This is a genomic window from Candidatus Skiveiella danica (assembly GCF_022705245.1).
In the GTDB taxonomy this organism is placed as follows: Bacteria; Pseudomonadota; Gammaproteobacteria; order Burkholderiales; family Burkholderiaceae_C; genus Skiveiella; species Skiveiella danica.
The window spans coordinates 33,318-47,477 of sequence record NZ_JAKJEW010000001.1; the positions used below are offsets into that span (position 1 = coordinate 33,318).

General features: G+C 63.6%; 11 protein-coding genes. 6 read left to right on the forward strand and 5 right to left on the reverse strand.

Annotation, left to right across the window (positions count from 1 at the left end):
* Window positions 1-122: 122 nt before the first annotated feature.
* From ACMUOY_RS00165 to ACMUOY_RS00180, 4 genes are all read right to left on the reverse strand, one after another.
* On the reverse strand, window positions 123-1,256 hold the full coding sequence (locus tag ACMUOY_RS00165) for a branched-chain amino acid ABC transporter substrate-binding protein (protein WP_413889841.1): 1,134 nt from the start codon (window positions 1,254-1,256) through the stop codon (window positions 123-125).
* 146 nt (window positions 1,257-1,402) lie between these two features.
* Window positions 1,403-1,762, reverse strand: coding sequence for a hypothetical protein (locus tag ACMUOY_RS00170; RefSeq protein ID WP_413889843.1), 360 nt, complete (start codon window positions 1,760-1,762; stop codon window positions 1,403-1,405).
* Window positions 1,755-2,198 (reverse strand): DNA polymerase III subunit chi, encoded by a 444-nt coding sequence (locus ACMUOY_RS00175; protein ID WP_413889845.1) that lies wholly within the window; start codon window positions 2,196-2,198, stop codon window positions 1,755-1,757. The genes ACMUOY_RS00170 and ACMUOY_RS00175 overlap by 8 nt, the downstream gene beginning before the upstream one ends.
* Before the next feature lie 2 nt (window positions 2,199-2,200).
* Window positions 2,201-3,721, reverse strand: a complete 1,521-nt coding sequence (locus ACMUOY_RS00180) for a leucyl aminopeptidase (RefSeq protein ID WP_413889847.1) — start codon at window positions 3,719-3,721, stop codon at window positions 2,201-2,203.
* 23 nt (window positions 3,722-3,744) lie between these two features.
* On the opposite strand from ACMUOY_RS00180, the gene lptF reads away from it, so the two are divergent.
* The 5 genes from lptF (at window position 3,745) to ACMUOY_RS00205 (ending at window position 8,625) form a co-directional block, all read left to right on the forward strand.
* Window positions 3,745-4,860, forward strand: coding sequence for an LPS export ABC transporter permease LptF (gene lptF / locus ACMUOY_RS00185; RefSeq protein ID WP_413889849.1), 1,116 nt, complete (start codon window positions 3,745-3,747; stop codon window positions 4,858-4,860).
* Window positions 4,857-5,960 (forward strand): LPS export ABC transporter permease LptG, encoded by a 1,104-nt coding sequence (gene lptG, locus ACMUOY_RS00190; protein ID WP_413889851.1) that lies wholly within the window; start codon window positions 4,857-4,859, stop codon window positions 5,958-5,960. Before lptF ends, lptG begins: the two co-directional genes overlap by 4 nt.
* A gap of 8 nt (window positions 5,961-5,968) precedes the next feature.
* Window positions 5,969-6,349, forward strand: a complete 381-nt coding sequence (locus ACMUOY_RS00195) for a sirohydrochlorin chelatase (RefSeq protein ID WP_413889853.1) — start codon at window positions 5,969-5,971, stop codon at window positions 6,347-6,349.
* Between the two features lie 58 nt (window positions 6,350-6,407).
* Entirely contained in the window at window positions 6,408-7,361 is a 954-nt protein-coding gene (locus ACMUOY_RS00200; protein WP_413889855.1) for a CysB family HTH-type transcriptional regulator, read from the forward strand.
* A 94-nt stretch (window positions 7,362-7,455) separates the two neighbouring features.
* Window positions 7,456-8,625, forward strand: a complete 1,170-nt coding sequence (locus ACMUOY_RS00205; RefSeq protein ID WP_413889857.1) for a pyridoxal phosphate-dependent aminotransferase — start codon at window positions 7,456-7,458, stop codon at window positions 8,623-8,625.
* Between the two features lie 47 nt (window positions 8,626-8,672).
* On the opposite strand, the gene hrpA is transcribed toward ACMUOY_RS00205, so the two are convergent.
* Window positions 8,673-12,788 carry an ATP-dependent RNA helicase HrpA gene (gene hrpA, locus ACMUOY_RS00210; protein WP_413890224.1) on the reverse strand — a complete coding sequence of 1,372 codons (4,116 nt, stop codon included), beginning with the start codon at window positions 12,786-12,788 and terminating at the stop codon, window positions 8,673-8,675.
* On the opposite strand from hrpA, the gene argA reads away from it, so the two are divergent.
* A complete protein-coding gene (argA, locus tag ACMUOY_RS00215; protein ID WP_413889859.1) occupies window positions 12,787-14,136 on the forward strand; it encodes an amino-acid N-acetyltransferase in 1,350 nt (449 codons plus the stop codon). The genes hrpA and argA overlap by 2 nt on opposite strands.
* Window positions 14,137-14,160: the final 24 nt, after the last annotated feature.

A 14,160-nucleotide genomic window follows, 5' to 3' on the forward strand; every position in this document is an offset into this window, starting at 1 on the left:
CGGACCGAACGGAATGCACCAGGGTCGATCGGCAACCCCGTCGTCTCGAAAGGTCGCCCAACAAGAGAAAGAAAAAAAGCCACCGTTTGGTGGCTTTTTCTTGAGTCTCGAAGCCGAGGAAATCAGTTCAAGGCAACCTTCTTGCCATCCTTGTACACGTACAAGGTCATGGCAGGATTCTTCAATTCGCCATTCGGTTCGAAGGAAATGGTGGACGTGACGCCTTTGTAGTTGGCATCGATCAACTTCGCGGTGTAGACCTTCGGATCGGTGGAGTTGGCGCGCTTCATGGCGTCGACGAGGACAAACGTGGCGTCATAGGTGTAGGGGCTGTAAACCTGGAACTGACCCGGGTACTTGGCGTCATACTTGGCCTTCCACGCGTTACCGCTGGGCATTTTTGCCAAAGAAGCACCGCCTTCAGCGCAAACCACGTTTTCAACGGTCTTGGCGCCAGCCGCAAGCTTTACAACTTCCGCGGTACAAATGCCGTCACCGCCAAAATATTTCACGTTACCCAGACCAAGTTGTTCCATCTGGCGAAGCATCGGACCCGCCTGTGGGTCCATGCCGCCGAAGAAGATTCCATCAGGATTCTTGGATTTGATGGCGGTCAGGATGGCCATGAAATCGGTGGCCTTGTCGGTGGTGAACTGCTCATCAACGATCTGGATGCCCTTGGATTGCGCGGTCTTCTTGAAGACGTCCGCCACACCCTGACCATACGCAGTACGGTCATCAATCACCGCGATGCGCTTCAGCTTCAGCGCATCAGCTGCGTAGAAAGCCAGGCCGGCGCCCAACGCATTGTCGTTCGCAATGATGCGGTACGTCGTCTTGTAGCCGGGTTTGGTCAGGTTCGGGTTCGTTGCTGCGCCCGTCACATGGGGAATGCCGCAATCGTTGTAGACCTTTGATGCAGGAATGGTGGTTCCGGAATTCAGATGCCCGACAACACCTGCCACTTTGGCATCGCACAATTTCTGTGCAACTGCAGCACCCTGCTTCGGATCGGCCGCGTCGTCTTCAGCCGCGATTTCGAAACGGATCTTTTTGCCGCCGATCACGATGTTCTGCGTGTTCAGCTCTTCGATGGCCATGCGCACGCCGTTTTCGTTGTCCTTGCCGTAGTGCGCCTGGCCACCCGACATGGGAGCGACGTGACCAATTTTGACCACTTGCGTGTCTTGCGCGGAGGCCATACCGGCCACACAGGCGATGGCAGCGGCTACGGTCAGTTTCAACTTCAATTGCATAAAAAGATCTCCAAGTAGTGAAAGGTTGAGGATTGGATTTATAGCTCAACGGCCGTGAACATAACGCAATTTCCAGGCCTGAGCCATAGGGAACACGCTAGGGTGCCCCAGATAAGGCGCTTTACTGTACCCAAAATTGCACTTATTCAGGTCGTGCCCGAAACGTGCGGCGCCGCACTGCGAATGCCTGCGCCGGATGTGGGAACGTGGCGAAGCTCCGGAATCGCCTGCGCCAGGCTCGCTTGCACCGATTCGCGAACCGTGCTGCGGATTTCCCGTCGCAAGCGTTCGCTGATCGCAAGCGCCTGCTCGTGCAACAGCACCGCCATCAATTCCGGCAACTTCTGCGTCAAGCCCGCCTCAACCCGCTTCAAGGCCGCATCGACAATGCCCTCCAGAACCTCCGGCGTGATCGGCAACGGCTCAGGCACATGCATCGCCGGAGGAGGCTGCACCACTTCCGTCAGCGTGGGCACAAAACGGTGCATGGGCTTGGGCTCAGTCATGGCGGCGCCCGATCTGCGACGCATCGTGGTGCGTCAGTTCGTGGCCCTGCATCGCATATTGTTTCCAGCGGACGCGCGCCTCGGCGCGCTCCTGCTCACCCTGCCCGACCACCTCGATGACCTTTTCAAACCGTTCCAGATCGATCGCCAAAGGCCCACCAAGATGAACCAGAACCGTCATCTCAAGGGCCTGTGGGAGGCCGGGGCTGGCCAGGATGACGGCTGAGCGCTGCAGCACCTCCGCCGGCGCGTCGGAGCGGCAATGCGGAACAAATTCACGTGGTGCGAAGCACCAGAGCGTGCTGTCCAGCTGGTCCAGTTCGATCCGTTCACCGGTGACCAGTACCTTCGTTCCCAGACCGGCCGCCTTGCGCAGCAAACGACAGGTGTAACCCGCCTTGTCCGGCGCATCAAGGTGAAAAGCCACCTGACTCATATTCACAGGCCGCCCTTGCTGCGCGTACCGGTCGAACGGCCGCTTCGGCCTGCCTTGGTTGGCATACTGCCACGGGCCCCCTGTTCCTTCACAACCGACAGGAGGTAGTCGACGAGAAGCCCCACCGGGCGTCCTGTTGCGCCCTTGGCCGCGCCGCCTTTCCAGGCCGTACCCGCAATGTCCAGGTGCGCCCAGTCCAATCCGGATGCGAAACGCTGCAGGAACTTGGCTGCTGTCACCGCGCCGCCCGCCCGCCCCGCCACGTTTGCGACGTCGGCGAACGGGCTCTTCAGGCCTTCTGCGTATTCATCGTCAAGCGGCAACCGCCAGCACAGGTCCAGCGACGACTCTCCGGCAGTCAGCAAGGCCGCAGCCAATGCATCGCTGCTGGAAAACAGTCCACTGCGCACACCGCCGAGCGCGATCACGCAGGCGCCGGTCAGCGTCGCAATATCCACCACGGCGCGTGGCTTGAAACGCGCTGCATAGGCCAGCGCGTCGCAGAGCACCAGCCTCCCCTCCGCATCGGTGTTCAGGATCTCGATGGTCTGCCCGCTCATGCTGGTCACCACGTCACCGGGCTTCACGGCCTTTCCGCCCGGCATGTTTTCACAAGCCGGGATCAACCCTACGACATTGATTGTTGGTTTGAGTTCAGAAAGCGTCCGGAACACGCCCAGGACGCTGGCGGCGCCACACATGTCGAACTTCATCTCGTCCATCTCCGGCGCCGGCTTGATGGAAATGCCACCCGTGTCGAACGTGATGCCCTTGCCCACCAGAACGACCGGCGGCTCGCCCTTGGCGGCGCCGTCATAGCGCAACTCGATGAACCTCAGGGGCTCTTGAGATCCTTGTGCAACCGCCTGGAAGGCGCCCATGCCCAGCTTGGCCACTTGTTTGGGCCCGAGGACGGTGCACGCGATCTTTCCCTTGGCCAGCGACAGGGCAGCCTCGGCCAATTGACGGGGTGTGGCGTGGTTGGCCGGACGGTTGGCCCATTCCTTGGCCCACTCGATGCCGCAGACCAGCGCCGCGGATTGCCTGAAGGACTCGGAAAGGGCGTCATCTGCGGCGGCGACGGCGATCACCACATCGTGCACCTTGCGTCCTTCCGGTTTGGACTTGGTCGTGGTGTAGACATAGGAGCCATCGGCCACGGCCAGCACGGCGGCACGCAATGCGCCGCCGGCGCAAGGCCCTGCAAAAGCAACGGTCAGGCGCCGGCACGCGGCCGATTTGACATGTGCCATGGCCGCAGAAACGGCCGTTCGGACCTGAACCGCCGATCCGTCACCGGCGCCGGCCAACACCAGACGCTCAGCGGCCACACCCGGCGCGCGCCATGCGGACAGGAGTTTGCCGGCCTTGGTTTCCAGCGCTTGGGACTTCATGGCCTCGCCAATCAGCCGCGACAGGCGGTCGCGACCGGGCTTGAAACCATCCGGCACCAGAACCAGCAACAGATCCGTCGCGTCGTCGGCCATCAGGCCCAGGCTCATGGAAGCAAGTTCAAAGTTCATAATTCGTTTTTTCCTTGAAACTGATGTTATTCCATTCTTCCATCCGCAAGGAGCTGGCACGGACTTTCGGTGCGACGTTGGTGGTCCTGATCACCATCGTGATGACCATCATCCTGATCCGCACGCTTGGTCAGGCTTCGCGCGGGGTCGTGAATCCGTCGGAAGTGATGATGGTGATGGGATTCAGCGTGCTGGGGTACTTGCCGGTACTGCTGACACTCAGTCTCTTCATCGCGATTGTCGGCACGCTTTCCCGCATGTATGCCGAGAGCGAGATGGTGATCTGGCATTCAAGCGGCCGTGGTCTGGCGGGCTTCATTTCCCCCCTGTGGTGGTTTGCGTGGCCGGTCCTGATTGCCATCACCGTGCTGGCGCTGCTGATCTGGCCCTGGACCAATCAGCAGGTGCTGGAATTGAAGGTGCGTTATGAGAAACGCGGAAACATCGAACGTGTCGCGCCGGGACGCTTCCAGGAATCGGCTGACGGCAGTCGTGTGTTCTTCATTGACAAGGAGTCCGCGGACAACAAGTCCGGCAGCAACGTCTTCATCGCGTCCAGCCTGAATGGGAAGACATCTGTGACGTCGGCGCGCAGTGGCCGCATCGAGTTCGTCAATGGCGAGCGTTTCCTGCTGCTGGATAACGGACAACGGCTGGATTCTCCTGCCACAGGCACACTGGAGAAAAAGCTCAGCCAGTTCGAATCCTACGGCATAAGGGTGCCCGATGACGTGCTGGCCACGGAGTACGCGGCCCCTGCCAAGGCCGTCCGGACTCTGACCCTGTTGCGTGAGCCGACGCGGGCCAACAAGGCCGAACTCGCCTGGCGCATTGGCCTGGCGCTTGCCGCGGTGAACCTCGTCCTGATCGCCGTCACAGTGCCCGGCATCAGCCCGCGCAGCGGGCGCGGCGGCAATCTGGTCCTGGCCTTGCTCACGTTTGTCGTCTACTACAACCTGATCAGTCTGGGGCAGACCTGGATTGCGGGGGGACGCATCGGGATGGGGGCTTACCTTCTGATCCTGCATGGCGGCGCGTTTGCGCTTGCGGTCGGCTGGATTGCCAGCCGCCATCAGAACTGGTCGCTGGCCGCGCTGTGGCGCCCACGGAGCCGCAACGCCGCGGCCATTTCCTCATGAAGACGGTCCGGCGTCTGGTCTACGCGGAGATCCTCAATGCCGTGCTTTACGTGGCGCTGGGGTTCTTGTCCCTGTTCTTCTTTTTTGATCTGGTCGACGAACTGCCCGCGATCGGTCGCGACGGCCCCCTGGGCTATCAGCTGACCCATGCCCTGCTCTACGTCTGCCTGCTGGTACCGAGTCACCTTTATGAATTGCTGCCGATCGCGGTCCTGATCGGGTGTGTCTTTGTCATGGCCCGACTGGCTCAAAGCTCCGAGTACACGATCCTGCGCACCAGCGGCCTTGGCCCCTGGCTGGCTTTGAAAACGCTCTTGAAGCTGGGCCTGGTCTTTGTCGCCCTGACGTTCCTGATTGGGGACTATCTGGCACCGCCCGCCGATCGGGCGGCACAGTTGCTCAAAGCGCGCTTCCAGGGGAGGATCTCGGTTGGCCAGACCGGCGCATGGCTGAAAGAGCGGCAGAAGGAGTCCAGCGCATCGGTCAATGTTCGGGCGATCCTGCCCGATGGCAGCCTGAGCGGCGTGCGGATATTCGAGTTCAATGACGAAGGCTACTTCCACGCGTTGATCGAGGCCGAGAAGGGACAGTTCGTGCCTGGGGCCTGGGCGCTCGTGAACGTTCAGCGCACGGAATTCAACAAGGGCGAAGGCGACAGCGCCAGCATGGCGCGCACCGCGATGCCCGCGTACCGCTGGCCGACCGAACTGACTTCGGAGATGGTGTCTGCCGCGGTGTTGAATCCCTCGCGCATGCGCATCGTCGACCTGTTTGTCTACATGCGCCATCTCGAGGCCAATCGGCAGTCCGCCCAGCGCTACCAGATCGAGTTCTGGCGAAAGGTTTTCTACCCCCTGAGCTGTCTTGTGATGGTGGTTCTCGCCCTGCCCTTTGCCTATCTGCATTTCCGCGCGGGTGGCATCGCGGGTTATGTGTTTGGTGGGGTGATGGCGGGTATCAGTTTTTTCCTGCTCAACAACGTGTTCAGTTTCATCGGCAATCTGCAGAATTGGCACCCCTGGCTGACGGCAGCCTCGCCCAGTCTGATCTATTCCGTGATTTCGCTGGCGGCCTTTGGCTGGCTGGTCCTTCGAAGGTAACCCAATCAATGTCTCCTGCCACCCTTCTCCCGGTCACTGCCATCGTGCTCTTCGGACACGGGTCACGCGATCCACTTTGGCGCCAACCCATGGATGCCGTTGCGTCGCGCATCCGCGAGATCGACCCGCAGGCACGGGTCGTCTGCGCTTTTCTGGAACTCACAAAGCCCGACCTCCTGGAGGCGGTGGATACCGTGGTGGCCGATGGCGCCACTCGGGTCACGGTGCTTCCGATGTTCCTAGGCGTGGGGCGACACGCCCGCGAAGACCTTCCGGTCTTGCTTGCCGATCTGCGGCAGCGTCACCAAGGCGTGGAATTCGTGCTTCAACCCGCCGTTGGCGAAGACCGACGCCTGACCGACCTGCTTGCGCACATGGCTTTGGGCTGATCCAGCGTCTTTAGATCGTATGTGAAACAATAAGGCGCTGCCTTATGCGCATTTCAATATGAATCTCCACCAGTTCCGTTTCGTTCAGGAAGCCGTGCGGCGCAATCTGAACCTCACCGAAGCCGCCAAGGCGCTGCACACCTCCCAGCCGGGCGTGTCCAAGGCCATCATCGAACTCGAAGACGAGCTCGGCGTCGACATCTTTGCCCGCCACGGGAAGCGGCTGAAACGCGTGACCGAGCCCGGCCAGCATGTGCTTGCCAGCATCGACCTGATCATGCGCGAAGTGAGCAACCTGAAGCGCATCGGCGAACAGTTCAGCGCCCAGGACAGCGGCACCTTGAGCATTGCGACCACGCACACGCAGGCGCGCTACGTGCTGCCGGCACCCGTGGCCAAGCTGCGGATCGCCTATCCCAAGGTCAACATCAGCCTGCATCAGGGTTCACCGGATCAGGTGGCTCGCATGCTGATGGACGAAGTGGCCGAGATCGGCATCGCAACCGAATCGCTCTCGGACTACGCCGAACTCGTCACTCTGCCCTGCTACGAATGGCAGCATGTGCTGGTGCTGCCGGCGGACCATCCTCTTACCCGCAAGGAACGCATCAGCCTGGAAGATATCGCGCACGAACCGTTGATCACCTACCACCCTTCCTATACAGGGCGCACCCGGATCGACCACGCGTTTGCCCAACGCAAGCTCACACCGCGCATCGCGCTGGAAGCCATCGACTCGGACGTCATCACCACCTATGTGCGGCTCGGGTTGGGCATCGGTATCGTGGCGGAGGTGGCCGTCCGCGACTTCAAACCGGTCGAGGCCGGCGGCGACCTGGCGATCCGTCCGATGGGACACCTGTTCGGGCAGAACATCACGCGTGTGGCCTTCCGGCGCGGCGCCTATCTGCGCAACTTCGTGTACAAGTTCGCCGAGCTCGTAAGCGACCGGCTGAACCGAAATGTCGTGTCCCGGGCCATGACGGGTCACGTCAACGACTATGAACTATGAGATTTTCCGGGGCGGATCTTCCGCGCTGCCCCCCAACTAGCCAGTCCTTGCGGGGCGGATGATCCGCTCGTCCCAACACTGCCATTGACTCATCATGACCGAGCACACCCCTTCCCTTCAGACCAAGCTACCCAAGGTCGGCACGACCATCTTCACCGTCATGTCGGCCCTGGCCGCGGAGAAGGGGGCCGTCAATCTGGGCCAGGGTTTTCCGGACTTCGATTGCGATCCCCGGCTGATTCAGGCGGTGACCGATGCGATGCAGCGGGGCCACAACCAGTACCCGCCCATGCCGGGCGTGCCCGCGCTGCGCGAGGCCGTCGCAGCCAAGGTTCAAGCCCTGTATGGACGGGCCTATCAGCCTGCGACCGAAATCACCATCACGGCGGGTGCCACCCAGGCCATCCTGACGGCGATCCTCGCCGTCGTGCGTGCCGGCGACGAAGTCATCGTGCTGGAGCCCTGCTACGACAGCTACGTGCCCAACATCGAATTGGCTGGCGGCGTGGCCGTGCCGGTGCCGCTGACGCCGGGCACGTTCCGCCCCGATTTCGACAAGATCACAGCGGCCCTCACCCCGCGCACCCGCGCCATCATCGTCAACAGTCCGCACAACCCCAGCGCCACCGTCTGGACCGACGCGGACATGCGCAAGCTGCAGGAGATCCTGGCGCCCACCGAGGTGCTGCTGATCAGCGACGAGGTGTACGAGCACATGGTCTATGCGCCCAACCAGCACCTGAGTGCGGCCAGCTACCCAGGCCTTGCGGCGCGGGCCTTCATCGTGTCCAGCTTTGGCAAGACCTACCACGTGACCGGCTGGAAAGTCGGCACCGTCTGCGCGCCGGCTGCAATGACCGCCGAATTCCGCAAGGTGCATCAGTTCAACGTATTCACGGTCAACACCCCCATGCAGCACGGCCTGGCCGCCTACATGGCTGACCCCGCGCCTTACCTTGAGCTTCCGGCTTTCTATGCCGCCAAGCGCGACCTGTTTCGCGCGGGCCTGGAGAAAACCCGCTTTCGCCTGCTGCCCAGCGAAGGCAGCTATTTCCAGTGCGTCGATATCTCCGCCCTGGCGGTGCCCGAGCGCGACCTGCCCGAAGCCGAATTCTGCCAATGGCTCACGTCGGAGATCGGTGTGGCGGCCATCCCGCTGTCGGCCTTCTACGGCGACGGCTTCGACCAGAAGGTCATCCGCTTCTGCTATGCCAAGAAGGACGAGACGCTGCGTGCGGCGCTGAGTCGCCTGGAGCGACTTTGATCCTCCGCGTTCTGATCAGATAACCGGGTCGGCGCAAGGGGGAGGCGCTAGCCCTGCAACTGCGTCCACACCTTGTCCAGCCGCTTCACGCTGACGGGCTGCGGGGTGCGCAGCTCCTGCGCGAAAAAACTCACCCGCAATTCCTCCAGCAGCCAGCGGAACTCGGTCATGCGCTCGTCGACCGCGCCCTTGCGTTCGGCGACCAGGCGCCCGTAGCGCTGTTCCTGCGGGCGCAGTTCGGCCAGCCGGGCGGCGTCGCGCGCGGGGTCGGCGCGCAGCTTGTCCAGCCGCAGCACGATGGCCTTAAGGTAGCGGCCAAAGTGCTGCAATTGGGCCCACGGCGTGGCGGTGATGAAGCGCTTGGGCATCAGCCGCTGCAGCTGCTGGGTGCAGTCGGCGGTGGCGTCGGCGGCGTTGCGGGTGTCCTTGACTTTGCGCATCGCCGCGCCGTATTCCGTGAGGATGACGGACGCCAGACGCGCCACCTCGTTGGCGATCAGCGTCAGGCGGCCGCGACCCTCGTCGAGGCGGCGCTTGAAATCGGCCTCGTTGGCGGGCAGCGGCTCCAGCAGGAAGGCGCGCTCCAGCGCCACGTCGATGATCTGTTCTCGCAGCTCTTCGAGAGTGCCCAGCGGCATGTAGGCCACGGCCATCTTCTGCAGATCCGGGATGTTCTTTTCCAGGTACTTGAGCGCCTCCTTGAGCTGCAGCGCGAACAGGCGGCGCAGCCCGGCGCGGTGGCGCGCGGCGGCAACCTCCGGCTCATCGAAGACCTCGATCGTGACCGCGTCGCCGACGTCGATCAGCGCCGGGAAGCCGATGATGGTCTGCCCGCCCTTGCGGATTTCCATGAGCTCGGGCAATTCGCCGAAAGTCCAGGCGGTGTGGCGCTGGCCGGCAGCACTTCCAGACACATCCAAATTGATAGCATCTTGCGACCGTTTGACGCTGGGATTCGGTTGTTTCGAATCAGATTTGACGTCTGACGGCCCTGAAGATGCGCCTTGAGCCAGTTTGAGCCCCGCCAGAGCCTGAAAAGCCCCGCGGGCCTGCGCCCCCAGCTCGGCCTTCAGGGCGCCCAGGTTGCGCCCGGTGCCCAGCTGGCGACCGTGTTCGTCCACCACACGGAAGTTCATGAACAGATGGGCCGGCACCATGTCGAGCTTGAAATCGGCCCGCTTCACGTCCAGGCTGGTGGCGGCGCGCACCACTTTGAGCAAGGCATCGGTCAGGCTGCCGCTGCCAAAGCCTTCGGGCGTACCGAGCTCCTCTGCCAGCCGCTTTGCGCTCTCGGGCAGGGGGACGAAGCGTCCGCGGGGACGCTGCGGCAGGCTTTTCAGAAGCGCCTGGATCTTGTCCTTGAGCATGCCCGGCACCAGCCACTCGCAGCGGTCTTCGCTGACCTGGTTCAGCACGAAGAGGGGCACCGTGACCGTCAGGCCGTCCTTGGCGTCGCCGGGTTCGTGCAGGTAGCTGGCCGCGCAGTCCACGCCGCCCAGCCGAATGGTGCGGGGAAATGCATTGGTGGTGATGCCGGCGGCCTCGTGGCGCATCAGTTCGTCGCGCGTCAGCGTCAGCAGCTGGGGCTGGCGACGCACCTCGTCCTTGTACCAGGCTTCGAAGCTGGCGCCACTGCAGGCCTCGGGCGGCAATTGCTGGTCGTAAAAGGCATAGATCAGCTCGTCGTCGACCAAAACGTCCTGGCGGCGCGACTTGTGCTCCAGTTCCTCGACGCGCGCGATCAGCTTCTGGTTGGCCGCCAGAAAAGGCAGCCGGGTGTCCCACTCGCCTGCCACCAGCGCCTCGCGAATGAAGATCTCGCGCGCCGCGTGCGGATCGACGGTGCCGAAATTCACGCGCCGCCCGCTGTAGACCACGATGCCGTACAGCGTGGCCCGCTCCAGCGCCGTGACCTGGGCGGCCTTCTTCTCCCAGTGCGGATCCAACAGCTGCTTCTTCAACAGGTGGCCACCCACCTCCTCCAGCCATTGCGGTTCGATGGCGGCGATGCCGCGGCCGAACAGCCGCGTCGTCTCCACCAGTTCGGCCGCCACGATCCAGCGCCCCGGTTTCTTGGACAGGTGCGCACCGGGATGGCGGTAGAACTTGATCCCCCGCGCACCCAGATAGACCTCTTCCTCCTCCATCTTCCAGCCGATGTTGCCCAGCAGGCCGGCCAGCATGGACAGGTGCAGCTGCTCGTAACTGGCGGGAGTGGTGTTGAGCTTCCATTTGTGCTCGGCCACCACCGTTTGCAGCTGGGTGTGGATGTCGCGCCATTCGCGCAGTCGGCGCACGCTGATGAAGTTCTGGCGCAGCACGTGGTCGTATTGCCGGTTGCTGAGCTTGTGCGTCGGGTGCGCAGCCGCCGGTGGCACCGTAGCGCCCTGCCCCGCCAGCGCCTGGCGCGCCGCAGCCATGGCCTGCGCGGCGCGCTGGGCCACGGGCAGCACGGCCTGTGACACCGGGCCCTTGCGGGCGGCTTCCTTCTGCGCGCGGGCCGAGGGCAGCGTGGGCGCACCGCCGCGCGCCTCGTTGATCCACTTCCACAGCTTCAGGTAGCCGGTGAACTCGCTCTTGTCGTCGTCGAACTTCGCATGGGCCTGGTCGGCCTGCTGCTGCGCGTCCATTGGGCGGTCGCGAACGTCCTGCACCGACAAGGCCGATGCGATCACCAGCACCTCGTCCAGCGCGTTGCGGTTGCGCGCCTCCAGGATCATGCGGCCCACGCGGGGGTCCAGCGGCAGGCGTGCCAGTTCATGTCCCAATGGTGTCAGCTCGTTGGCGTCATCGACTGCGCCCAGCTCGTTGAGCAGCTGGTATCCGTCGGCGATGGCCCGGCCCGAGGGCGCATCGAGGAACGGGAAGTCCTCCACCACGCCCAAGCGCAGCGACTTCATGCGCAGGATGACACCCGCCAGCGAGGAGCGCAGGATTTCCGGGTCGGTGAAGCGCGGCCGGCCGTCGAAGTCCTTTTCGTCGTACAGCCGGATGCAGATGCCGTTGGCCACACGCCCGCAGCGCCCGGCGCGCTGGTTGGCCGCCGCCTGGCTGATCGGCTCGACCAGCAGCTGCTCCACCTTGCTGCGGAAGCTGTAGCGCTTGACGCGCGCCGTGCCCGCGTCGATCACATAGCGGATGCCCGGCACCGTCAGCGAAGTCTCGGCCACGTTGGTGGCCAGCACGATGCGCCGGCCATTGTGGGCGTCGAAGATATGGTCCTGCTCGGCCGGCGACAGGCGCGCAAACAGAGGCAGCACTTCGGCCCCCCTGTTCAGCGGCGAATGCGACAGGTGGCCGCGCAGGTGATCGGCAGCTTCGCGGATTTCCCGCTCGCCGGGCAGGAAGACGAGGATGTCGCCGCCGGCGCCGCCGGCCCAGAGTTCGTCCACGCCGTCGGCAATCGCCTCGTTCAGGCCGTAGTCGCGGCTTTCCTCGAACGGCTTCCAGCGCTGTTCCACCGGAAACATCCGGCCCGAGACCATGATGATGGGCGCCGGCCCGGCACGCGACGCGAAATGCTTCGCGAAGCGGTCGGCATCGATCGTGGCCGAGGTCACGATCACTTTCAGGTCGGGCCGCCGCGGCAGGATCTGGCGCAGGTAGCCCAAAAGGAAGTCGATGTTCAGGCTGCGTTCGTGGGCCTCGTCGATGATGATCGTGTCGTAGGCCTTGAGCAGCGGGTCGGTCTGGGTTTCTGCCAGCAGGATGCCGTCGGTCATCAGCTTGACCGAGGCATCGCGGCTCAGCCGGTCCTGAAAGCGCACCTTGAAGCCCACCACGTCGCCCAGCGGCGTGTGAAGCTCCTCGGCGATGCGCTTGGCCACCGAGCTGGCGGCAATGCGCCGGGGCTGCGTATGGCCGATCAGGCGCCCCTTGCCCGGCAACAGGTGCCCGTCCGGCCCCTTCGGCCCGTTGAGCCGCCCGCGCCCCATGGCGAGCGCGATCTTGGGCAGTTGCGTGGTCTTTCCCGAGCCGGTTTCGCCGCAGACGATGATGACCTGGTGCTTGTCGAGCGCGGCCATGATCTCGTCGCGCTTGCCTGAGACGGGAAGGGATTCGGGGAACTCGATCTTCAGGGTCGGGAGGGCAGCGGACACTCGGGCGTTGAACTTCGTGGAGAATCGGCGATTATCCCCGCCACCGAGCCGCCCGCGCCACATGTCCACCGTCTTCAATTTCACCTTTGTCCCGCTGTTCCGGTCGGTGGCGCCCTATATCCACAAGTTCCGCAACCAGACCTTCGTGGTGGGTGTCTGTGGCGAGGCCATCGCTGCAGGCAAGCTCCAGTATCTGGCCCAGGATCTGGCGATGATCCAGAGCATGGGCGTAAAGATCGTGCTGGTGCACGGTTTTCGCCCGCAGGTGAACGAACAGCTTCGCGCCAAAGGACATGAGGCCCGGTATTCGCACGGCATGCGCATCACCGACGAAGTGGCGCTGGACTGCGCCCAGGAGGCCGCCGGACAGCTGCGCTACGAGATCGAGGCCGCCTTCAGCCAGGGCCTGCCCAACACGCCGATGGCCGACTCCACCGTGCGCGTGATCAGCGGCAACTTCATCACCGCGCGACCGGTGGGCATTCTGGACGGCGTGGACTTCCAGCATTCGGGCCTGGTGCGCAAGGTCGATGTGGCGGGCATCACCCGCACGCTGGACATGGGCGCGATGGTGCTGCTGTCGCCGTTCGGGTTCTCGCCGACCGGCGAGGCCTTCAACCTGACGATGGAAGAAGTGGCCACATCGGTGGCGATTGCCCTGCAGGCCGACAAGCTGATCTTCGTGACCGAGATCGCCGGCATCCGCGTGCGGCCCGATGAGCCCGAGAGTGAAGACAACCCGATCGACACCGAGCTGCCGCTGGCCGATGCCGAACAGCTGCTGGCCCGTGTCGCGCCCGGGCAGCGCCCCACCGACACCGCGTTCTACCTGCAGCACTGCGTCAAGGCCTGCAAGGCGGGCGTGGAGCGCAGCCACATCATTCCGTTTGCCGTCGACGGCTCCCTGCTGCTGGAGATCTACGTGCACGACGGCATTGGCACGATGGTGGTGGACGAGAAGCTGGAGAGCCTGCGCGAGGCCACACCCGATGACGTGGGCGGCATCCTGCACCTGATCGAGCCTTTCGAAAAAGACGGCACCCTGGTCACGCGCAGCCGCACCGAGATCGAGCGCGACGTGGCCAACTACACCATCATCGAACACGATGGCGTGATCTTCGCGTGCGCTGCGCTGTATCCCTACCCCGAAGGCAAGACAGCCGAAATGGCGGCCCTGACCGTCTCGCCGCAAAGCCAGGGCCAGGGCGACGGGGAAAAAGTGCTCAAGCGCATCGAGCAGCGCGCGCGCGCCATGGGCCTGACCAGCATCTTCGTGCTGACCACCCGCACCATGCACTGGTTCATCAAGCGCGGCTTCGTCCAGGTCGACCCCGACTGGCTGCCGGAAGCGCGCAAGCGCAAGTACAACTGGGACCGTCGCAGCCAGGTCCTGGTGAAGAAACTCGGCTGATCGGCCAAGCTGAGCACGCTTCTT